The organism is Sphingomonas sp. (assembly GCF_035490575.1).
GTDB lineage: Bacteria > Pseudomonadota > Alphaproteobacteria > Sphingomonadales > Sphingomonadaceae > Sphingomonas.
Window position 1 is genome coordinate 20,974 of sequence record NZ_DATJLI010000100.1, and the last position, 21,592, is coordinate 42,565.

Genomic DNA, 21,592 nt, shown 5'->3' on the forward strand with positions numbered 1-21,592 from the left:
GCGCCGGAACATTCGGCAAGCGCGTGCTTACGACGCGTCGCCCTCGGCGGCTTCTTTCGCTTTCCAGAAATCCTGAACGATCCGCCAGCCCTGCTCGGCGGTTTCGCACCAGGTGATGAGGTCGAGATCGGCGGGGTTGATGACCCCTTCCTCGCACAGCGCCTCGAAACTGACAACGCGCTCCCAGAACTCGCGGCCATAAAACAGCACGGGCATCCGCTCGATCTTGCCGGTCTGGATCAGCGTCAGCAGCTCGAACGATTCGTCGAACGTGCCGAACCCGCCGGGAAACACCGCCACGGCGCGCGCGCGCAGCAGGAAGTGCATCTTTCGCAGCGCGAAATAGTGGAACTGCATCGACAGCGACGGCGTGACATAGGGGTTTGGCGCCTGTTCGTGCGGCAGGACGATGTTCAGTCCGACCGATTCCGCGCCGACATCGCCCGCGCCGCGATTGGCGGCTTCCATGATCGACGGGCCGCCGCCCGAACACACGACGAAATGGCGGTTGCCATCGGTATCGCGCGGAAAGCCGCTCGCCAGCCGAGCCAGTTCACGCGCAACATCATAATATCTTGCCTTGGCGGCCAAGCGGGCGGCAATCGCTTCCCGATCGGTCCCCTTCGCTAGTTCGAGTAGTTCGGGCACCTTGTCCGGCTCGGGGATGCGCGCCGAGCCATACATGACGAAGGTCGAGGCGATCTGCGCCTCGTCCAGCAGCAACTGGGGTTTCAGCAATTCCAGCTGAAACCGCACCGGCCGCAGATCCTCGCGCAGCAGGAAGTCGAGATCCTGGAACGCCAGCTTGTAGGCGGGATGTTCGGTCTGCGGTGTCGTGGTGCCGTGACGCGCGGTCTCGGCATCCTCATCGGCACGGCGGAACATGCGCGAAGGCACTCGGGTATCGTTCATGGAGCGGCGCTTAGCCGAGCGGCGCGTGGGTGAAAAGCGGCGTCACCGGCACAGCGGCCGACCACCCATGTCCAGATGGAAATGATTGGCGTGCGCGCGATTATATTCGGGGCCGAGCGCGGTGGTGAACCGCTTGCACGCTGATTGAAAGATGACGCGCAGGAAGCGGCGCTCGTCGCTGTCGCCGCGCCACCCGCCCAGCACGCTGACCCGGCGGCCATCGGCCAGCACGAACGTCGCCACATCGACCGCATTGGCGCGGCCATGTTCGGACAATCGCCCGCTGCCTGCGATCGGGCGGCAATTGAACGTCCCATAGCTTTCGATGCGGACCAGATCGCTGCCCATCACCTGTCGCGCGGCGGGGGCGACGGCGAAGCGCACCCAGTTCGAGAAATTACGTGCTAGCGGACACCGCATCGACGTCAGCCCGCTGACCGGCACGCCGATGTCGAGCAATTGCACCGCACCGACGACGACGCATCCGCCGCCGAAATCCTGTCGCGGCAGAGCGCGATATTCGACCGAATAGCGATCGAGTTCGGCCAGGCATTGCCGCGTTTCCGCGCTTGGCCGCGCGGGCGCGCGGGCGGTTGCCGATTTGGTGGCGGTGCGGCGGGGTTCGGGCCGGTCGCCACCCCCGAACAGGCACGCGCTCAACAAAAGCGGTGCCGCCGCCACCAACCCGATCCGACCGTTACGCATGGCGGCCATCTTTAGGCGCTGGCGCTGAACATGCGGATAACGAATGGATTCAGCTCGTCTTTCCGCTGCCTCGCTTCACCCGTCCGCGCGCGCGATCAGGGCCTTTGCCTGTTTCAGATGCGGCGCATCGACCATGCGTCCGTCCAGTTGCAGCGCGCCCGCGCCCGGCGATGCCGCAAAGGCAGCGACAATTGCCCGCGCCGCCACGACCGCTTCGGGTGCGGGGGTAAAGGCCCGGTTGATCGCTTCGACCTGTGCCGGGTGGATCGCCATCATGCCGGTGAACCCATCGCGCGCGCCCGCCGCGGCATAACGCCCCAGCCCGTCCGGGTCCTTGATCGCCGGATAGACCGTCTCAATCGCCGCCACGCCCGCTGCGTGCGCGCCGAACAAGGTCAGCGCGCGGACCATGCGATAGGGGTCGGTATAGCTGCCATCGTCGTGCCGCGAGGTCGCCGCGCCGATCGCGGCGGGCAAATCCTCCGCGCCCCAGGTCAGGCCGCACAGCCGATCCGCCACCGCGCCATAATCGCCCAGCGTGAACACCGCGCGCGGGGTTTCGGTCGCGATGGGTAGAACGGACGGCGTATCCGGTCCCGTCAAATCGGCCAGGGCTGCGACGCTTGCCGCGCTCTCCGCCTTGGGCAGCACCACGCCGTCCGCCGCCCGCGCCACTCGTGCGTCATCGGCGACCCATTGGCTGTCCAGCGGGTTCACACGGACGAGGATGTTGGCGTCATGCGATCCTTTCAGAAACGCCGCGACCGCCTCGCGCGCGACGCCCTTGCGCTCCGCCGTCACCGAATCCTCAAGATCGAGGATCAGCGCATCGGCGCCCGATGCCAGCGCCTTTTCAAAGCGGTCGGGCCGGTCGCCGGGCACGAACAACAGCGAACGCAGCCTCATGCGCCGCGCGCCTTGAGCATGGCCGAGCGCAGGCAGCGGCAGACGACTTCATCCCGCTGGTTCAGCATCTCGTGCCGCCAGGTGGCGATCCCCTGCCCGGGTCGCGATTTCGACGGGCGCAGCGCAGTAACTTCGCTGGTCGCGCGCAGCGTGTCGCCGATGAACACCGGCGCGGGCATGACCAGTTCGTCATAGCCCAGATTGGCCACCAGCGTGCCCATGGTCGTGTCACCCACCGACAGCCCGACCATCAGCGCGAAGGTGAAAGTGCCGTTGACCACGATACGCCCGAACTCCGACGCTCTGGCGGCCTCGGCATCCAGATGAAGCGGCTGCGGATTGTGCGTCATGGTCGAGAACAACAGATTGTCGGTTTCGGTGACGGTGCGGCGAATCTCATGTTCGATCCGGTCGCCGACCTGCCATTCGTCGAAGAAACGCCCTGCCATGCTATGCCGCCTCCGCCTCGATCCGGACGAGTAGCGCCTCGACCTGAACCTGTGCGCCAGCCTCCACCGTCAGCTCCGCGACAATGCCATCGAACGGGGCGGTCAGCGCATGTTCCATCTTCATCGCCTCAAGCGTCATGAGCTTCTGCCCTCTCGTCACCCGCTCGCCCGCCGCGACATCGACCGACAACACCCGGCCCGGCATTGGGGCGAGGATTGCGCCTTGAGACGCCGCCGCTCCGCCCGGGCCGCCCGGACGCCAGCGCGAAAAGGCAAAGGCCGCGCCGCCCTCGACGATCACCAGCCGATCATCGACCAGCCGCCCCGCCGTTTCGGGTCGCGTCGCGAGCAGGTCGACGCTGCGGTGCTCGCTCCCGCATTCGACAGTGATGCACGCGCGCGGGGCCGCGTTCAGGCGAAGGCCAGACAGTTCGCCCCACACACCGCCCGTGGCCAGCCGGTCGCTTTCGACCCACGCCAGCGTGTGTGCTGCCGCAACCCATGCAGCCGCGTCCGGCGCGGCATCCGGCAACAGCGCGTCGAGATTGGCGGCGATGAAGCCGGTATCCACGTCGCCTGCCGCAAATGCCGGATGGCGCAACGCGTGCGCGATGAAGCCCGCATTGGTCGCGACCGGCCAGACGCCGGTCTGCTCCACCTCATCCGCCAGCAGTTCGATCGCTTCCGCCCGGTCGGCGCCGTGGGCGATCAGCTTGGCGATCATCGGGTCGTAATAAGGCGTCACCGAATCGCCCTCCTCAACCCCGGTATCGACGCGGAGTGCGCCGTGCGGCAGGTCGAGCATCGCCAGCCGCCCGGTCGACGGCAGGAATCCGGTGGCGGGGTCTTCGGCATATAGCCGCGCCTCGACCGCGTGGCCGTCGATCGACAATTCGTCCTGTCGCATCGGCAACGGCTCACCCGATGCGATGCGAAGCTGCCATTCGACCAGATCGACGCCGGTAATCGCCTCGGTCACGGGATGTTCGACCTGAAGCCGGGTGTTCATTTCCATGAACCATGTGCGCTCGGCGCTCAGGCCGTTGCTGGCATCGGCAATGAACTCGATTGTGCCCGCGCCGACATAATCGACCGCACGAGCGGCGCGGACGGCGGCGGCGCAGATCGCCTCTCGCGTGGCATCATCCATGCCGGGGGCGGGCGCTTCCTCGATCACCTTTTGATGGCGGCGTTGTAGCGAACAATCGCGTTCGAACAGGTGGACGACGTTGCCGTGACGGTCGCCGAACACCTGCACCTCGATATGACGAGGCGACAGGATATATTTCTCGATCAACACCTGATCGTTGCCGAAACTGGCAGCAGCCTCCCGCTGGCAACCGGCAAGCGCGTCGCAGAAATCGGCGGCGGCGTCGACGCGGCGCATCCCCTTGCCCCCGCCACCCGCGACGGCCTTGATGAGCACGGGATAGCCGATGGCATCGGCCTCCGCCTGCAGGCGGTCGGGCGACTGGTCCGCACCCAGATAGCCCGGCGTCACCGGCACGCCCGCCGCCATCATCAGCGACTTCGCCGCGTCCTTCAGCCCCATGGCGCGGATCGAATGCGGCGTGGCACCGACCCAGACCAGCCCGGCGGCGGCGACCGCCTCCGCAAATCCGGCATTTTCCGACAGGAAGCCGTAACCGGGATGGATTGCCTGCGCGCCCGTCTCCAGTGCCGCCGCGATGATCGCGTCGCCGCGCAGGTAGCTGTCGCGCGCGGGGGCGGGGCCGATATGCACCGCCTGATCCGCCTGCCGGACGTGCAGCGCATCCGCATCGGCATCGGAATAGACGGCGACGGTGCGGATACCCATGGCGCGCGCCGTGCGGATGATGCGGCACGCGATTTCGCCGCGATTGGCGATAAGGAGCGACTCGATCATGGCCATCACATCCGGAACACGCCGAAGCGCGCGGCTTCGGGAATGGGGGCGTTCAGGCTGGCGGCCAGCGCCAGGCCCAGCACGTCGCGTGTCTGCGCGGGGTCGATGATGCCGTCGTCCCACAACCGCGCGGTGGCGTGCCAGGGATCGCCCTCATCCTCATATCGCTCGCGGACCGGCGCCTTGAACGCTTCCGTCTGTTCCGGCGTCCAGTTGTCGGCGTCGCGATGGACGGTTGCCAGCACGCTGGCCGCCTGTTCGCCGCCCATCACGCTGATCCGCGCATTGGGCCAGGTGAACAGGAAGCGCGGGGAATAGGCGCGACCGCACATGCCGTAATTGCCCGCGCCGAAACTGCCGCCGATCAATACCGTCAGCTTGGGCACCGTCGCGGTCGCCACCGCCGTCACCAGCTTGGCGCCGTGCTTGGCGATCCCCTCCGCCTCGTATTTGCCACCGACCATGAAGCCGGAGATGTTTTGCAGGAACAGCAAGGGCACGCGGCGCTGCTGCGCCAGTTCGATGAAATGCGCGCCCTTGACCGCGCTCTCGCTGAACAGCACGCCGTTATTGGCCAAAATCGCGACCGGCATTCCGTGGATATGGGCAAAGCCGCAGACCAGGGACGCGCCATACAGCGCCTTGAATTCGTGAAACTCAGAGGCGTCGACCAGCCGCGCGATGACTTCATGCACGTCATAGGGTGCGCGCACATCCTGCGGCACGATACCGTATAGGTCCGCCGCCGGATATTTCGGCGCGCGCGGTTCGGCCAGTGTCACGCCGTGGTTGCGGTCGGCGGGCAGGTGGCTGACGATATCGCGCACGATCTGAAGCGCGTGTTCGTCATTTTCGGCGACATGATCGACCACACCGGACTTGCGCCCATGCAGGTCGCCGCCGCCCAGATCCTCGGCGCTGATCTCCTCCCCCGTCGCCGCTTTCACAAGCGGCGGTCCGGCGAGGAAGATCGTGCCCTGTTCGCGCACGATGACGCTTTCGTCACTCATTGCGGGGACATAGGCGCCGCCCGCCGTGCAACTGCCCATCACGCACGCGATCTGGGGAATGGCTTTGGCCGACATGTTCGCCTGATTGAAGAAAATGCGGCCGAAATGGTCGCGGTCGGGAAACACCTCGGCCTGATGCGGCAGGTTGGCACCGCCGGAATCGACCAGATAGATGCACGGCAGGTGATTGGCCTCCGCAATCTCCTGCGCCCGCAAATGCTTCTTCACCGTCATCGGGAAATAGGTGCCGCCCTTCACCGTCGCGTCATTGGCGACGATCATGCAGGTGCGGCCCGATACCCGCCCGATACCGGCGATCACACCCGCACCCGGCACCTCGCCGTCATACAGGTCAAAGGCGGCAAGCTGACCGATTTCCAGAAACGGGCTGCCGGGGTCGAGCAACTGCTCCACCCGGTCGCGCGGCAACAGCTTGCCGCGCGCGACGTGACGCTCCCGCGCCTTCTCGCTGCCGCCCAGCGCCGCTGCCGCGACATCGGCGCGCAGCTTGTCGACCAGCGCGCGGTTGTGCGCGGCGTTGGCGCGGAAGGCGTCGCTGTCGGGTTGGACCTGGGTTGGCAGGACGGGCGCGCTCATTGAACCACGCGCTCGGCCGCGCCGATCAGTTCGCGGCCGATCAGCATCCGGCGAATCTCGTTCGTGCCCGCGCCGATGTCGAGCAGCTTGGCGTCGCGCAGGAAGCGTTCGACCGGCCAGTCCCTAGTATAGCCAGCCCCGCCCAGCGCCTGCACCGCTTCGCCCGCCACGCGGAACGCGTTTTCGCTGGCCAGCAGGATCGCGCCTGCCGCGTCGAAGCGCGTGGTGCGCCCCGCGTCACAGCTTCTGGCGACGGCATAGACATAGGCGCGCGCCGAATTGAGCGCGACATACATGTCCGCCACCTTGGCCTGGATCAGCTGGAACGCGCCGATCGGCTTGCCGAACTGCTGGCGTTCGCGAACATAGGGGATCACGACGTCAAGGCACGCCTGCATGATGCCGAGCTGAATGCCCGCCAGCACCGTGCGTTCGTAATCCAGCCCGCTCATCAACACCGCGACGCCGCCATTTTCCGGCCCCATCACGTTTTCGTCGGGCACAACGCAGTCGTCGAACACCAGTTCGGCGGTCGGCGATCCGCGCATCCCCATCTTGTCGATCTTCTGCCCGATCGAAAAACCCGCCATGCCCCTTTCGATCAGGAAGGTGGTGATTCCGCGCGACCCCTCGCCGGTCCGGGCATAGACGACCAGCACATCGGCATAGGCGGCGTTGGTGATCCAGAACTTGGTGCCGTTCAGTCGCCAGCCGCCGCCCGTCCGTTCGGCGCGCAGCTTCATCGATACCACGTCGGACCCCGCCGATGCCTCCGACATGGCCAGACTGCCGACATGTTCGCCGGAGATCAGCCTGGGGAGGTATTTCGCCTTCTGCTCCGGCGATGCCCAGCGGGCGATCTGATTGACGCACAGGTTGGAATGCGCGCCATAAGACAGCCCGATCGAGGCCGATGCCCGCGCCACTTCCTCGCACGCGATGACATGGTCGAGATAGCCCAGGCCCAGCCCGCCATCGGCCTCGGCAACGGTGATGCCGTGCAGGCCCAACTCGCCCATCGCGGACCATAATTCGTCGCGCGGAAACCAGTCCTCGGCGTCGATGCGGGCGGCCAGCGGGGCGATCCGGTCGGCGGCGAAACGCTGCGTCGTCTCGCGGATCATGTCAGCGGTTTCGCCGAGCGCGAAGTCGAAATCGGGGGTCATGTCCTCTCCGGCTAGTTCCGGTTGTTACGGCCCCTCATAAGCGGGGGTCGCGCAAACGGGAAGCCTTCGAGGATATGCCCGGTTCCGCACTAAAGCGCGATATCCCCGAACCATTCGCTTTCGATCGGCATCCCCGGCGGGATCGGCGGCTTGGCCTGGCGCTTGTCGAGTTCGGCCTTCAGCCGTTCCTCATCGCCCAGGATCGTGCCCAGATGCCGCTGCCATGCCGCGTCCTCGCTCGTGCCGGTGGCGGTGCGAAAGCCTTCCCCCAGCCGCTGGAGCCGGTCGCCCAACGCGGCGGCCACTTCGGGCGCGGTGGCCCCCGCGCGCGCGCCGGCGGCCATCGTCATCACCGCGCGCCATGCCACGCGCCGCCCCACGGCATCGCTGCGCGCGGCGATCACGCGGGTCTGCAACCGGTCGAGCAGCACCTCCAGCCCCGGCAGCGCGGGATCGCGACGATGCTGCTCGACCATCCGCGCCAGCCGGTTGGGCGCCAGCAGCGAATCGAGCGTCACCTGTGCCGCGACGTCGGCGGCGACCAGCGGGTCGAACGCGGCGCTGGCCGAATTGCGGAACACTTCCTGCATATATTGCGGATCGAAACGACCATTGGTCGCCGACGACAATGGCATCACCAGCCGCGCGGGCACGGTCAGCGTCGTGGCGGACAGCGTGCCGATCAGCGCGTCGATTGCCGCCAGCTGCGTCGCGGCAGCGACGGGCGTTGCGGGCGCGCCGCCGTCCCCCGCCACGGCGTAGCGATAATCGATACCACCGACCATCTTGCCCGCCGCGTCGACGGCATAGCGATGGAACAGCCAGACCGGCACGAACTTGCGGCGCAAATCGGACAATGGCTCTCCGGCGCGCAGCACCTGTGGCCCGAACCGGTCGAGCGCTACGCGGCGGACGGCCAGCATATGGGCCAGATGTGCGACGGGGTCCGGCCCGTCATCCCACATGCTGCCCCATGGATTGGGTGCGTCGGCGGACCGGCCATCGACATCGGTGACGAACCGCAGATCCTTTGCCGCCAGCGCCTTTGCCGCTGCCGCTGCGTCAGGATCGGCACCCGCCGGGTCATTATACAGCCAGTCGACGGTAAAGCTGTCCCAGGCACCCGCACCGGGCGCATAGGCATCGGACAAGTCGATCTGCCCGTTCGTCAGTTTAATGCGCGGCCCCGGATAATCCATCACCGACCCGCGATCCTGCGTGCTGGCAGCAAAGTTGTGCATGATGCCGATGGCGTGGCCGACTTCATGCGCGCCCAATTGCCGAATGCGGTCGAGCGAGGCGCGCACCGGATCCTGCGGTCCACCCGACCCATTGCCCGCGGTGCCCACCAGCCCTTCAAAAATAATCATGTCCTGTCGCACGCGCAGCGCGCCGATCACGACATTGCCCTTGATGATCTCCCCCGTGCGCGGGTCGACGATGCCCCCGCCATAGGACCAGCCGCGCGTCAGCCGGTTCGACCAGTTGACCATGTTATAGCGGACATCCATCGGGTCGGCGTCCTCGGGCAGCAATTCGGCGCGGAACGCGTCGATCAGCCCGGCATCGTCAAACGCCTTCTGCCAGTAATTCACGCCCTCCATCAACGCGGTGCGGATCGGTTCGGGCGCCGCGCGGTCGATATAGAAGACGATCGGCTTCCTGACGCGCGAACGCGGCGCGGCGGGATCGACCTTTTCGAGGCGAAAGCGGTTGGCGACCTGTTGCATCACCGGATCGCCCAGCGCCGAGCCGTAATCGTAGAACACATTGCCCCCCGCCGCCGAACGGGTGTCGAAACGACGCCCGACAAAGCCCGGTTCGGGCAGCCGGATCAGGCTGTGGTGCACGACGAAGCTCGCCTGTCGCGGCTCCGGCGCGATCATCTCGACCTCGCGCCCCGGCGTGTCGCTGGTGAAGGTCTGCACCGCGTCGATTTCGATATTGTCGGGGAACGCCCTGACCGAACGGGTGTCTACCACGCTCAGGTCGCCGGCCAGGCGAAAGCCCTTGCCCGATTTGCCGCCCATCGCCAGGTCGCTCCCCGCCCCGCCACCGTTCAGCGCATCGGCGATGCCCAGCACGTCGCGCGTCAGGAACGGCGACAGATCGACCGTCAGCGTGCCGCCCGGCCCGGTCTCCACCACATCGAGCAGCGCGGCGACGCTGAACGCAAAGCTCTCCCGCCCGCCGGCCTGCACCTTATCGTCGCCGGTCGCCCGGAAGCGGGGGTTCTCGAACGTCACCGCGACCTTCTTGCCATAGCGACGGAACGCCAGCAGCTGCTCCGCCCCCACCATACCGCGATCGAGCCGCAGGTCCGCCGAACCCAGCCCCGTGCGAAGCGCGGTCGCATAGACGAACCGCCCCGCCACCCCATCGGCATCGGGCGCGGGCAGCGTGACCAGCACGCGCGCATCGCCCGGATCGGCGCGCACGGGCAACAAGGGCGCTTCACCGCGCGACTGGGCCGCCGCCACCGGCGGCATCATGCCCCCCGTCAAAGCCAGTGCCGACGCCGCTGCCAGAATAAGAACGCGCATGATGCCCCCCGCGAATATTTTGCACCGCCGCAAATTAGCATGGCGCTTTTGACGCTTTCCGGCAAACTTCGATCAAAAGCGGAGAGGATTCAGCACAATTCCAACCTGAGGAGCCTTTTCGTGCCCGAACCGGAAACCGAAGCACTCGATTCCGTCGATCTGCGAATCCTGCGCGAACTGGTGCGCGACGGTCGCGCCAGCGATGTGGCGCTGGGCGAGCGGGTGCACCTGTCCAGCACCGCCGCCGCGCGCCGCCGCAAGCTGCTGGAGGAACGCGGCATCCTGCGCGGCTATACCGCCGACCTCGATCTGACGCGGCTGGGCTACAGCATCGGCGTGCTGGTCCAGATCGAGCTGCGGAGCCAGGCTGAAAAGGTGCTGATCGAGTTCGAGGAAGCGGTGGTGCGCTGTCCGTCGATGTCCTTTTGCAGCTTTGTCTCGGGCGACATCGATTTCGTGATGATGGTGCATGTCCGATCGTTCGACGATTACGACCGCGTCTATCGCAAGGAACTGTCGACGCTGCCCCACGTAGCGCGCATCCGCAGCAGTTTTCTGATGCACGCGGTCGCGACTCGGCCGGTTGCCCCATCGGTGGTGGGCAGCGCCAGCTTGTGACAATCGATACTGCGTAATCCTGCTCGTTTCGAGCGATTGACATCGAAATACATCAAATCGGCTACGAAATGATGTGACATTTGCCGGGAAACCGCAGGATCGGACTGTTAGGCTCCATGGTGTTTCCAGAGCCTGGCGCAACAAGCAGCATGGGCGCGGAGGCGACGCAGGACACCAATCGACATAAAATGCCCGGAGAGGACGCTGGAGGGCCGTCAACGCCTAAAGGGGGGTCGTCCGATGCCAAATATCCGCGCCGTTTCGCGCGTTCTGCGTTCGCGTTCCTGTTCCGGGACCATCAGCGTCAGCGCGCTTGCGCTCATCATCGGCCTGTCGGCCACACCGGCTGTGGCACAGACCGCGCCGGTCGAACTGGCCGCCGTGGACATCGCGCCGGCCGATCCGGCGCCCGCCGAGCCGCAGCTTCAGGAAGCCGCCGACGGCGACGACCAGATCGTCGTTACCGGATCGCGCATCGCCCGCGACGGGTTCAGCGCGCCGACGCCGGTCGCCGTCATCTCCGCCAAGGAACTGGAAACCGAATCGCCTGCCAATGTGGCCGATTTCGTCAACACATTGCCCTCGGTGCGGGGTTCATCGACCGCTGCCAACTCATCGGGTTCGCTGTCCAACGGTCTGGCGGGCATCGCCTCGGTCAATCTGCGCGCGCTGGGCGCAAATCGCACGCTGGTGCTGTTCGATGGCCAGCGTTCGGTCGCCAGCGCCACCAACGGCGTGGTCGACGTGAATACCTTTCCGCAAGGACTGATCGAACGGATCGAGGTCGTGACCGGTGGCGCCAGTTCCGCTTATGGCTCGGACGCGGTGTCGGGCGTCATCAACTTCATCCTCGACCGCGATTTTCAGGGGATCAAGGGCGATTATGAATATGGCGTCACCACTTATGGCGACGGGCCGAACCACAAGGTTTCGCTGACCGCCGGCACCAGCTTTGCCGGCGGGCGCGGCCACGCGGTGTTCAGCGGAGAGGCGTTTACCCAGTCGGGCCAGCACACGATCGACCGCGACTGGAACCAGGCGGGTTTCTTCCAGATCGATAACCCGGCCTATGTCGCGGGCAATGGCCAGCCCGCGCGCCTCGTCTCCTCCGGCATCGGCACGTCGCAATTCACGCCCGGTGGCCTGATTTCCGCCGGGCCGTTCCGCGGCACCTATTTCGGAACGATCGGCGCGGGCGGGGCAACGCTCAACCAGTTGAATTACGGCGCCGTAAACGGCCAGTGGATGGTCGGCGGCGATTACGAGATCACCCGCGCGGGCCATCTGGGCAGCAACACGCTGATCCCCGACGAGGACCGCTCGAGCCTGTTCGGGCGGGTCGAATATGAAGTGGCGGACCGGACCAAGCTGTTCGTCACCGGCAGCTACGCCCATTACGAGGGGCTGAGCTATTATCAGCAGTCGCCATCCACTGGCGTCACCATCCAGGTCGCACCGTCGGCGGCCAATGGTGGCCTGATCAACGCGTATCTGCCGCAGGCGTTCGTCGACCGCGTCGATGCCTATAACGCGACACCCGGCAACACGCGCGTCAACACCATCGCCATCGGCACCAGCAATGCGGGCATCCCCGCACAGGGCAGCAACAATGTGCGCGACGTCTATCGCTTCGTCGCGGGCGGCGAAGGCGCGTTCGAGCTGTTCGACCGCGACTGGAGCTGGGACGCCTATCTCCAATACAGCCGGGCCGATGTTCAGGAACAACTGGTCAACACCTGGAACACCAGCCGCATGGCGCTGGCAACCGACGCGGTGCGTGCGCCCGCGGGCAATGCAGCGGGGATCGGGGCGGGAACCATCGTCTGTCGGTCCACGCTCAGCGATCCGACCAATGGCTGCGTCCCCATCAACCGCATCGGCGTGGGCGGCGTGACCCAGGCGGCGATCGACTATATCTTCAACGACGGATACCAGCCGCTGCGCGAACAGACGCTGGAACAGACGGTCTCCGCGCTCAACTTCTCGACCAAAAACCTGTTTGAAAACTGGCAGGGTCCGGTGTCGATCGCGTTCGGCGCCGAAGCGCGCGCCGAATCGGTGACCGGCGAAGTCGACCCGCTGTTCAATTCAGGCTGGCTCTATGGCAACTATCTGGTCACCGAGGGCAAATACACCGTTTATGAAGGCTATATCGAAACGCTGTTCCCGCTGTTCGAGGGCGCGGACCTGAACGGCGCCTATCGCGTCACCAATTATTCGACCAGCGGCAGCGTTTCCACATGGAAGATCGGCCTGACCTATCAGCCGATCCCCGACGTGCGGCTGCGCGGCACGGTGTCGCGCGACATTCGCGCGCCCAATCTGGGCGAGTTGTTCGCACCGGGCACCGCGCGCACCAACACGGTCAACGTGCCGCTCAACACCGGCGGACAGCGCGCCGACCAGTTCCTTGAGCAAACGGTCGGCAACCCGGACCTTCAGCCCGAACGCGCCAAGACCTACGGCGTCGGCGTCGTGTTCACGCCGACATTCCTGCCTGGCTTTGCCGCGTCGGTCGATTACTACAATATCGACCTTGAAGGGGCGATCAGCAATTACACCGCCCAGACGACGGTCAACCTGTGTTACGAACAGTCGGTCACGGCGGCGTGCGACAACATCACCACGACCGCAGGCGTCGGTGTCACCGGCGGCGGCGCGGCGATCACCGGCATCCGGCTGATCCCGTTCAACTTTGTCGGCATCAAGAGCGAGGGGCTGGATTTCGAGGCCAGCTATCGCCGACCACTGGGCGGCGGCGACCTGACGCTGCGCGCGCTGGCGACCCATAATCTGAGCCTTTACACCGACAACGGCATCGATTTTCCCAGCGAAGCGGCGGGCCAGAATAGCGGCAGCGTGCCCGACTGGACCTATCGCCTGACCGCGCAATACGACCAGGGACCACTGGGCGTGCAATTGACCGGGCGCGGCCTGTCCGATGGCGTCTATGACAACAACTTCATCGAATGCCAGACCGACTGTCCGGCATCGACGGTGCAGAACCGCACGATCAACAACAACAGGATCGACGGTGCTTTCTATGTCGATCTGGCTGCCAATTACACGTTCGAAGTGCAGGAAGTCGATTTCCAGGGCTTCATCTCGATCCGCAACCTGTTCGATGTCGATCCGGTGCTGGTCGGCAATGGTCCCACCGGCAACAACACGCCTGCGTATCCGCAGACCAACCGCAATCTCTACGACTTCCTGGGTCGCGTCTATCGCGTCGGCCTGCGCTTCAACTTCTGATCTTTTGGGGGAGAGAAAGACATGCGTATCCATCGCGCCATCGGCGTCCTGACCGCCACCGCACTCGCCACCCAGCCGGTGCTGGCCGTCGCGTCCGAACCGGCACCCGCGGCACAGGCCGCCGCGGCCGACAACGCCCCGCTGAAAAGCGCCGCGATCCAGGGGGTCGATGCCCGCGCCAAGCTGGTCCAGGAAATGGTCGATTCGATCTACAGCTTCGCCGAACCGGGCTTTCAGGAATTCCAGACGATGGAATATCTGACCGGCATTCTTGAGAAAGAAGGGTTCAGGATCACCAAGGGGGTGGCCGGCATCCCCACGGCATGGACGGCCGAATGGGGTTCGGGCGGGCCGCTGATCGCATTGGGCAGCGATGTCGACGGCCTGCTGGGCCTGAGCCAGGTGCCCGGCTCCCCCGAACTGAAACCCCAGGTTGAAGGCGCGCCGGGACATGGCGAGGGGCATAATTCCGGCATGCCGCTGGTCATCGCCGCCGCCCTTTCGGCCAAGCAGGTGATGGAGAAGAACAACATACCCGGACGCCTGATGCTGTGGCCCGGCATTGCCGAGGAATTGCTGGCGACCAAGGCCTATTATGTGCGCGCCGGCCTGTTCAAGGATGTCGATGCGTGCATCTTTACCCATGTCTCCAGCGATTTCAGCACTGCCTGGGGCGATACCGGCAATAACGGCATGGTATCGGTCGAATATACCTTCAGCGGCAAGACGGCGCACTCGGCTGGGATGCCGTGGGAAGGGCGCAGCGCGCTCGATGCGGTGGAGTTGATGGACATCGCCTGGAACATGCGGCGTGAACACCTGCCCGTTACCCAGCGATCGCACTATGTCATTACCGAAGGCGGCGGGCAGCCCAACATCGTCCCCGACAAGGCCAGCGTCTGGTATTATTTCCGCGACCAGACCTTTGATTCGGTTCGCACGCTGTTTGAAACCGGAAACACCATCGCCAAGGCCGCGGCGATGGGCACCGGCACCACCGTGACGCAGCGCACACTGGGCTATGCCGCGCCCAATTACGGTAACAAGCCGCTGGCCGAGGCGGCGTGGGCGAACATCAACGCGGTCGGCATGCCGCAATGGAGCGCCGCCGATCAGGCCTTTGCCCGTTCGGTGCAGCAGACCAATGGCCGCACGCTGAAACCCCTGTCAACCGAAGTCGCGCCGCTGTCGACGCCGGAAACGCGCGAACGCTCACTGGGTGGCGGGTCCGACGATATCGGCGACATCATGTGGACGGTGCCGACGATCACCGTGCGCTTTCCGTCGAACATCCCCAGCATGATCGGCCACAATGTGCTGGCCGCAATCGCAATGGCGACGCCGATCGCGCACAAGGGCGCGGTTCAGGGAGCCAAGGCCGTCTCGGCGACCGTCATCGACCTGATGACCAACCCGCAATTGCTGGCCGAGGCAAAGGCATTTCAGCAGAATGTGCAGTTCAAGGACCAGAAATATGATCCCGTGCTGACCCCGCAGGACCAGCCCGCGATCGACCTGAACAGCGAGATCATGGAACGGATGCGGCCGAAACTGAAGCCGTTCTATTATGACCCCAAGCGCTATCCGACCTATCTGGACCAGCTGGGCGTCAAATATCCGGCGGGCTGACGCCGGTTCCAACGCGCCCCGGCCGTTTGGCTCCCCTTGGCGGCCGGGGTGCGACCAGCATGAATGCTGCCGTCAGTCTGCGCCGGGACCGCCCGGCCAGCTTACCTTGTCACCTTCGGATATGCCCAGTGCCGCCGCGCGGCCCGCCTTTATCTCCAGCACCGCACCGACCGGCTCGATCGACCTGACGGGGATTTCGTTGAACGGCTCGCCCCGCTCGATCCGCGCGATCGTGCCGTCGGAGCGGATGAAGATGATGTCGAGCGCGGTCGGCGTGTCCTTCATCCAGAAGCTCGCCTCGCGCGGAGCGCCGCCTTCGGGGGGATAGGGGAAGAACAGCATCGCCGACGTGTCGGTCAGGTCGGTGCGGAACATCAGGCCGCGTTGCTGCTGCTCGGGGGTTTTGGCGGGTTCGGCCTTGAACCGGCGCGCGCCATCGGCGGTCTGGATCGTCACGGGCACCAGGCCCCTTGCCTGTTCCTCGGCCGTCAGCTCGTCGCCGGACTGGCCCGCGACCGCGCAGGCGGCGGGCAACATCATCATGCCGGCGAGCAGCGCCAGGCGGAATGGACGCATAACCATGCGTCGCCTATTCGGGCTTTTCGACCGCGACCGCAAGCGGCCCCTTTTCGCCATCCACAATGCGCGCTCGCAGCACCTGGTCAGGCTCGACTTCCTCGATCCCGGCGCGGCGCAGCGTTTCCATATGGACGAACACGTCGCCCTCCATGCTGTTACGCACCAGAAAGCCGTATCCTTTCAGGCGGTTGAACCATTTGACCGAAACCGGCTCGAACGGTCCGGCTTCCTCGGCCAGTTTCAGCCGCTCCACCCGTTCGCCGGTGCTGCGCGGTGCGGGCGCCTCGATCGCGGTCGACAGGTCGATCGACAGGATGACGCGCGCCTGCAACCCGCGGGGCCGCGCCATGGTCCGGCATTCCACCCGCGCCCCTTCGGGCAGGCTGCGGCGGCCATGTTCCTGCAAGACGGAAAAATGCACCAGGATGTCGCCGGCGGCCGGATCATCGGCGACCACGAATCCGAACCCGCGCGTGATATCGAACCATTTGACCGTGCCGGCATAGACACGGTCATCGGCCGGTTCGCCGGACATGGCACCCCCTTCCGCAATGATCGGCGCGCCAAAGGCCTCCGTCCTGAGCAGCGGATCGTTACGCATCATTGTTCCAACCCCCGGCACTCAGCTTAACACAGCATTTCAGGAAAGCGAACGGATGAGTTGTTCATCAATCCCAGACAGTTGTTCGGATTGGGACATCGCGTCCAGCGCCTCGGCACGGGTGCGCGCGATGCGCCGCGACAGGTCGGGGGCATGGCCCGCGCGCACCATCTGGGCGACATGGCGTTCGACCTGGTCGCGGTCTGGCGCCTCGCGGGCATAGGGACCGATGCGCCGGCGCCGGGCATAGGCCACCGCGCTTTCGATACGCCCGGCATCGAGCATCGGGTTGATCGCCTCGACATCATCGCCCGCCACGCCCGCCGCGCCCAGCGCCTGACGCACACGCCGCGCGCCCAGGCCCCGGCGCGCCATCGCCGCCGCCTTTGCCTCTCCCCACGCGCGATCATCGACATAGCCGAGCGCGGCGATGCGTTCGACGAGCGGCTCGACCGGCGGCGGCCCGTCCTCCGCCCAGCCGCGTTCGCGCAGCTTTCGCGCCAGATACGCCGCCAGTTTCGCGCGCGTGGTGGCAAAGCGTTCGACATAGCGGAGCGCCATCCTTTCAAGCGTCGCAGCGTCCAAAGGGGTCGATGGGGGGTTGCGTCGGGCCATGCGCCATGATTGTGCCACACTGGCGGTCGATTTTGAACGCGACGTCGTGCAATCGGTGCCGAACTGCGCGTTTTCCGCGTGATCGAAAGCTCGACGGAAAAGGGTATAGCGCCGAGATATGACAACAATTCGGGATCGCCATTCGTGACCAGTGCCGCCATCGAAACCCTGAACGCCACGCCAAGCGCCTGCGCGCTCGGCCGCCGCTTCTCTGATTTCGAGACGCTGGGTGATGCACTCGACTATGCCGCTGGCGGCGCGAGAGGCCTGAATTTCCATGACGCGCGCGGCACGCTGACCCGCGCCTATCCCTTCGCCGACCTGCGGCGTGACGCGCTGATGCAAGCTTATCGCCTGGTCGCCATGGGCGTTCAGCCGGGCGAACGCGTGGCGCTGGTCGCGGAAACGGGGCCGGAGTTCGCATCCCTGTTCTTCGGCGCGGTCTATGCCGGTGCTTGGCCGGTGCCGCTGCCGCTGCCGACCAGCTTTGGCGGGCGCGAAAGCTATATCGACCAGTTGGCGGTGCAACTGACCAGCTGTGACCCGCGCCTGTTCCTTTATCCCGCCGAACTGGCGACAATGGCGGGCGCGGCCGCCGAGCGCATCGCGACCGAGGGGATCGCATGGGAGGATTTCGCCGCGCGCGATGCCGCCCCCGTCGATCTGCCGACGGCAAGGGGCGACGATATCGCCTATCTGCAATATTCCAGCGGCTCGACCCGCTTTCCGCACGGGGTGGTCATCACCCACCATGCGCTGCTCAATAATCTTGCCGCGCATGGCCATGGCATGGCGCTGATCGAAAGCGACCGGTGCGTGTCGTGGCTGCCCTGGTATCACGACATGGGTCTGGTCGGCTGCTTCCTGTCGCCGATCGCCAATCAGGTGTCGGTCGATTATTTGAAGACCGAGGATTTCGCGCGCCGCCCGCTGGCGTGGCTCGACCTCATCAGCCGCAATCCGGGCACGACGCTCAGCTATTCGCCGACCTTCGGCTATGACATCTGCGCGCGGCGCATGTCGTCGCAGACCAAGGCGAGCGAGCGCTTCGACCTGTCGCGCTGGCGCGTGGCGGGCAATGGCGCCGACATGATTCGCCCCGACGTGATGCAGAAGTTCGTGGATGCCTTTGCCGATGCGGGTTTCCAGGCATCGGCCTTCCTGCCCAGCTATGGCCTGGCCGAAGCAACGCTGGCGGTATCGATCATGCCGCCGGGCGAGGGCATCGTCGTCGAACTGGTCGAGGAAACGCAGCTTTCAGGCATTTCGGCCGAAGGCGGGCGCCCGCAGCGTTACCGCGCGATCGTCAATTGCGGCCGCCCGGTGCGCGACATGGAGGTCGAAATCCGCGAGGAGGATGGCACGCCGCTCCCCGACAAGGCGATCGGCAAGGTGTGGTGCCGCGGCCCGTCGATCATGGAGGGTTATTTCCGTGACGAGGCATCGACCGCCGCGTGCATGACCGATGGCTGGCTCGACACCGGGGACATGGGATATCTGTCCGACGGCTATGTCTATATCGTCGGCCGGGCCAAGGACATGATTATCATCAACGGCCGCAATCACTGGCCGCAGGATATCGAATGGGCGGTCGAGCAACTGCCGGGTTTCAAGGCGGGCGATATCGCCGCCTTCGCCATCACCACGCCGGGCGGTGAGGAAACGCCCGCCGTGCTGGTCCAGTGCCGCACGTCGGATGATGAGGAACGCAGCCGGTTGCGCGACGAAATCCGTGAGCGGGTGCGTTCGGTCACGGGCATGAACTGCGTCATCGAACTGGTGCCGCCGCGCACGCTGCCGCGCACCAGTTCGGGCAAGCTCAGCCGCGCCAAGGCGCGCAACCTGTATCTGGCGGGCGAGATCAAGCCTTACGACATCGCCGCCTGATCCGTGATCGGCGTCCGCCCCGGCAACTGACCGGGGCGGACGCCGGGGATCAATGCTCGACCTGGCTCACATCGCGCACCGCGCCGCGCGAGGCGTTGGTCGTCATCGCGGCATAGGCGCGCAGCGCCGCCGAGACTTGGCGCTTGCGGCCCACCGGCTTCCACGCCTTTGCCCCGCGCGATTCCATCTCTGCGCGGCGTTCGGCGAGCACCGCATCGTCCAGGTCGAGCGCGATCAGCCGGTTGGGAATGTCGATCACGATCGGATCGCCCGTCTCCACCAGCGCGATCAGCCCGCCTTCTGCCGCTTCGGGCGAGACATGGCCGATCGACAGGCCCGAACTGCCGCCCGAAAAACGCCCGTCCGTGACCAGCGCGCACTGCTTGCCGAGGCCCTTCGACTTCAGATAGCTTGTCGGATACAGCATTTCCTGCATCCCCGGCCCGCCCTTTGGCCCTTCATAGCGGATCAGCACGACCTCGCCCGGCTTCATCATGTTGCCCAGGATACCGGCGACCGCCGCGTCCTGGCTTTCGAACACGCGTGCCGTGCCGCGGAACGTCAGGATCGATTCGTCGACCCCGGCGGTCTTTACGATGCACCCCTCCGGCGCCAGATTGCCGAACAGAACCGCCAGCCCGCCATCCTTGGAAAAGGCATGTTCGATCGAACGGATGACGCCGCCCGCGCGGTCGGTGTCCAGTTCGTCCCAGCGCGCCGACTGGCTGAACGCCACCTGCGTCGGGATGCCGCCGGGCGCCGCGCGGAAAAAGGTGCGGACATCTTCCGAATTGGTGCGGCTGATGTCCCAGCGGGCCAGCGCGTCGGCAAAGGTCGGCGAATGCACCGTCGGCAGGGAGGGGTCGAACAACCCGCCGCGCTCAAGCTCGCCCAGGATCGCCAGAATGCCGCCCGCGCGGTGCACATCCTCGACATGGACGGTCGAATTGGCGGGCGCGACCTTGCACAGCACCGGCACCCGACGGCTGAGCCGGTCGATATCGGCCATGGTGAAATCCACCCCGCCTTCCTGCGCGGCGGCCAGCAGGTGCAGGACGGTGTTGGTCGACCCGCCCATTGCGATGTCGAGGCTCATCGCATTCTCGAACGCCGCGCGCGTGGCGATGCCGCGCGGCAGGGCGGTTTCGTCGTCCTGCTCATAATAGCGCCTGGCAAGGTCAACGATGACGTGACCCGCTTCCCGGAACAGCTTTTCGCGGTCGGCATGGGTCGCCAGCACCGTGCCGTTGCCCGGCAATGCAAGGCCCAGCGCTTCGGTCAGGCAATTCATCGAATTAGCGGTGAACATGCCCGAGCACGAGCCGCAGGTGGGGCAGGCCGATCGCTCGATCGCCTTTACCTCCTCATCGGTATAGCTGTCATCGGCAGCGACCACCATCGCATCGACCAGATCGAGTGCGCGCGTCTCCCCGCGCATCACGACCTTGCCCGCTTCCATCGGGCCTCCCGACACGAACACGACCGGCACGTTCAGCCGCATCGCCGCCATCAACATGCCCGGCGTGATCTTGTCGCAGTTCGAGATGCAAACCAGCGCGTCGGCACAGTGGGCATTGACCATATATTCGACCGCATCGGCGATCAGCTCGCGGCTGGGCAGCGAATAGAGCATACCGTCATGGCCCATCGCAATGCCGTCATCGACGGCGATGGTGTTGAATTCCTTGGCCACGCCGCCCGCGCTTTCGATCTCGCGCGCGACCAGCTGGCCCAAATCCTTCAGATGGACGTGGCCGGGGACGAATTGCGTGAAGCTGTTGGCGATCGCGATGATCGGCTTGCCGAAATCCTCGTCCTTCATCCCCGTCGCGCGCCACAGGCCGCGCGCGCCCGCCATGTTGCGGCCGTGAGTGGTGGTGCGGGAACGATAGGCAGGCATGACGCAATTTCCTGAAACTTTTGTGGAGCGGCGCGCTATGCATGTTTCAACGGCAAAAGGATAGTGCGCTATATCTGTTGCGCGACCGCGCAAAACGCGTCGATGTCGCGCGCGTCGTGATACAGGCCAAGGCCGATCCGCAGCACGTCGCCGCGCACATCGGTCACGACATCGCGCGCCATCAACGCGGCCTGCCAACGCGCCGCGTGCGGGCTGCGAAGCGCGACGAACCGCGCCTGCGGCCCCGAGCCGCCGCCATTCACCAGTTCCGCGTCGCCCAGCGGCGAGCTGATCGCCGATGCGGTCGAATATATGGTCAATGCCCACTGTGCCGA

General features: G+C 65.7%; 17 protein-coding genes. 4 read left to right on the forward strand and 13 right to left on the reverse strand.

What is annotated here, in order from left to right; genetic code table 11:
* Positions 1-27: 27 nt before the first annotated feature.
* From VL973_RS07545 to VL973_RS07580, 8 genes are all read right to left on the reverse strand, one after another.
* Positions 28-912, reverse strand: a complete 885-nt coding sequence (locus VL973_RS07545; RefSeq protein ID WP_325283413.1) for an LOG family protein — start codon at positions 910-912, stop codon at positions 28-30.
* A gap of 42 nt (positions 913-954) precedes the next feature.
* Positions 955-1,617, reverse strand: coding sequence for an extensin family protein (locus tag VL973_RS07550; protein ID WP_325283414.1), 663 nt, complete (start codon positions 1,615-1,617; stop codon positions 955-957).
* A 75-nt stretch (positions 1,618-1,692) separates the two neighbouring features.
* Positions 1,693-2,523, reverse strand: a complete 831-nt coding sequence (locus VL973_RS07555; protein WP_325283415.1) for an HpcH/HpaI aldolase/citrate lyase family protein — start codon at positions 2,521-2,523, stop codon at positions 1,693-1,695.
* A complete protein-coding gene (locus VL973_RS07560) occupies positions 2,520-2,972 on the reverse strand; it encodes a MaoC family dehydratase (protein WP_325283416.1) in 453 nt (150 codons plus the stop codon). Before VL973_RS07560 ends, VL973_RS07555 begins: the two co-directional genes overlap by 4 nt.
* A 1-nt stretch (position 2,973) precedes the next feature.
* Positions 2,974-4,860 carry an acetyl/propionyl/methylcrotonyl-CoA carboxylase subunit alpha gene (locus VL973_RS07565; protein ID WP_325283417.1) on the reverse strand — a complete coding sequence of 629 codons (1,887 nt, stop codon included), beginning with the start codon at positions 4,858-4,860 and terminating at the stop codon, positions 2,974-2,976.
* 5 nt (positions 4,861-4,865) lie between these two features.
* A complete protein-coding gene (locus tag VL973_RS07570; protein WP_325283418.1) occupies positions 4,866-6,467 on the reverse strand; it encodes a carboxyl transferase domain-containing protein in 1,602 nt (533 codons plus the stop codon).
* Complete coding sequence (locus VL973_RS07575) at positions 6,464-7,633, reverse strand: acyl-CoA dehydrogenase family protein (RefSeq protein WP_325283419.1); 1,170 nt, start codon at positions 7,631-7,633, stop codon at positions 6,464-6,466. Before VL973_RS07575 ends, VL973_RS07570 begins: the two co-directional genes overlap by 4 nt.
* 89 nt (positions 7,634-7,722) lie before the next feature.
* Entirely contained in the window at positions 7,723-10,176 is a 2,454-nt protein-coding gene (locus tag VL973_RS07580; RefSeq protein WP_325283420.1) for a zinc-dependent metalloprotease, read from the reverse strand.
* Between the two features lie 120 nt (positions 10,177-10,296).
* On the opposite strand from VL973_RS07580, the gene VL973_RS07585 reads away from it, so the two are divergent.
* The 3 genes from VL973_RS07585 (at position 10,297) to VL973_RS07595 (ending at position 15,675) form a co-directional block, all read left to right on the forward strand.
* Positions 10,297-10,794, forward strand: a complete 498-nt coding sequence (locus VL973_RS07585) for an Lrp/AsnC family transcriptional regulator (RefSeq protein ID WP_325283421.1) — start codon at positions 10,297-10,299, stop codon at positions 10,792-10,794.
* A 240-nt stretch (positions 10,795-11,034) separates the two neighbouring features.
* The gene (locus VL973_RS07590) at positions 11,035-14,046 is read left to right on the forward strand and encodes a TonB-dependent receptor domain-containing protein (RefSeq protein WP_325283422.1); all 3,012 of its coding nucleotides are present in this window, start codon (positions 11,035-11,037) and stop codon (positions 14,044-14,046) included.
* A gap of 21 nt (positions 14,047-14,067) precedes the next feature.
* The gene (locus VL973_RS07595) at positions 14,068-15,675 is read left to right on the forward strand and encodes an amidohydrolase (RefSeq protein WP_325283423.1); all 1,608 of its coding nucleotides are present in this window, start codon (positions 14,068-14,070) and stop codon (positions 15,673-15,675) included.
* Between the two features lie 72 nt (positions 15,676-15,747).
* On the opposite strand, the gene VL973_RS07600 is transcribed toward VL973_RS07595, so the two are convergent.
* From VL973_RS07600 to VL973_RS07610, 3 genes are all read right to left on the reverse strand, one after another.
* Positions 15,748-16,257 carry a DUF192 domain-containing protein gene (locus VL973_RS07600; protein WP_325283424.1) on the reverse strand — a complete coding sequence of 170 codons (510 nt, stop codon included), beginning with the start codon at positions 16,255-16,257 and terminating at the stop codon, positions 15,748-15,750.
* Between the two features lie 7 nt (positions 16,258-16,264).
* Positions 16,265-16,789: a cold shock domain-containing protein gene (locus tag VL973_RS07605; protein WP_414712210.1), complete on the reverse strand. Its 525-nt coding sequence runs from the start codon at positions 16,787-16,789 to the stop codon at positions 16,265-16,267.
* A gap of 105 nt (positions 16,790-16,894) precedes the next feature.
* A complete protein-coding gene (locus VL973_RS07610; protein ID WP_325283426.1) occupies positions 16,895-17,416 on the reverse strand; it encodes a regulatory protein RecX in 522 nt (173 codons plus the stop codon).
* 198 nt (positions 17,417-17,614) lie between these two features.
* Between VL973_RS07610 and VL973_RS07615 the strand changes: the two genes are divergently transcribed.
* The gene (locus VL973_RS07615) at positions 17,615-19,357 is read left to right on the forward strand and encodes a fatty acyl-AMP ligase (RefSeq protein WP_325283427.1); all 1,743 of its coding nucleotides are present in this window, start codon (positions 17,615-17,617) and stop codon (positions 19,355-19,357) included.
* Positions 19,358-19,406: 49 nt separating this feature from the next.
* On the opposite strand, the gene ilvD is transcribed toward VL973_RS07615, so the two are convergent.
* Positions 19,407-21,257 carry a dihydroxy-acid dehydratase gene (gene ilvD / locus VL973_RS07620; RefSeq protein WP_325283428.1) on the reverse strand — a complete coding sequence of 617 codons (1,851 nt, stop codon included), beginning with the start codon at positions 21,255-21,257 and terminating at the stop codon, positions 19,407-19,409.
* A 68-nt stretch (positions 21,258-21,325) separates the two neighbouring features.
* Positions 21,326-21,592, reverse strand: a 267-nt coding sequence (locus tag VL973_RS07625) for a kynureninase/PvdN C-terminal domain-containing protein (protein ID WP_475526612.1), incomplete at its 5' end; no start/stop codon positions are given.

Excerpts from the sequence above, each read along its gene's own strand:
- VL973_RS07545 (WP_325283413.1), bottom strand. The coding sequence starts at position 912 with ATGAACGATACCCGAGTGCCTTCGCGCATGTTCCGCCGTGCCGATGAG.
- VL973_RS07550 (WP_325283414.1), bottom strand. The coding sequence starts at position 1,617 with ATGCGTAACGGTCGGATCGGGTTGGTGGCGGCGGCACCGCTTTTGTTG.
- VL973_RS07555 (WP_325283415.1), bottom strand. The coding sequence starts at position 2,523 with ATGAGGCTGCGTTCGCTGTTGTTCGTGCCCGGCGACCGGCCCGACCGC.
- VL973_RS07560 (WP_325283416.1), bottom strand. The coding sequence starts at position 2,972 with ATGGCAGGGCGTTTCTTCGACGAATGGCAGGTCGGCGACCGGATCGAA.
- VL973_RS07565 (WP_325283417.1), bottom strand. The coding sequence starts at position 4,860 with ATGATCGAGTCGCTCCTTATCGCCAATCGCGGCGAAATCGCGTGCCGC.
- VL973_RS07570 (WP_325283418.1), bottom strand. The coding sequence starts at position 6,467 with ATGAGCGCGCCCGTCCTGCCAACCCAGGTCCAACCCGACAGCGACGCC.
- VL973_RS07575 (WP_325283419.1), bottom strand. The coding sequence starts at position 7,633 with ATGACCCCCGATTTCGACTTCGCGCTCGGCGAAACCGCTGACATGATC.
- VL973_RS07580 (WP_325283420.1), bottom strand. The coding sequence starts at position 10,176 with ATGCGCGTTCTTATTCTGGCAGCGGCGTCGGCACTGGCTTTGACGGGG.
- VL973_RS07590 (WP_325283422.1), top strand. The coding sequence starts at position 11,035 with ATGCCAAATATCCGCGCCGTTTCGCGCGTTCTGCGTTCGCGTTCCTGT.
- VL973_RS07595 (WP_325283423.1), top strand. The coding sequence starts at position 14,068 with ATGCGTATCCATCGCGCCATCGGCGTCCTGACCGCCACCGCACTCGCC.
- VL973_RS07600 (WP_325283424.1), bottom strand. The coding sequence starts at position 16,257 with ATGGTTATGCGTCCATTCCGCCTGGCGCTGCTCGCCGGCATGATGATG.
- VL973_RS07605 (WP_414712210.1), bottom strand. The coding sequence starts at position 16,789 with ATGTCCGGCGAACCGGCCGATGACCGTGTCTATGCCGGCACGGTCAAA.
- VL973_RS07610 (WP_325283426.1), bottom strand. The coding sequence starts at position 17,416 with ATGGCGCTCCGCTATGTCGAACGCTTTGCCACCACGCGCGCGAAACTG.
- ilvD (WP_325283428.1), bottom strand. The coding sequence starts at position 21,257 with ATGCCTGCCTATCGTTCCCGCACCACCACTCACGGCCGCAACATGGCG.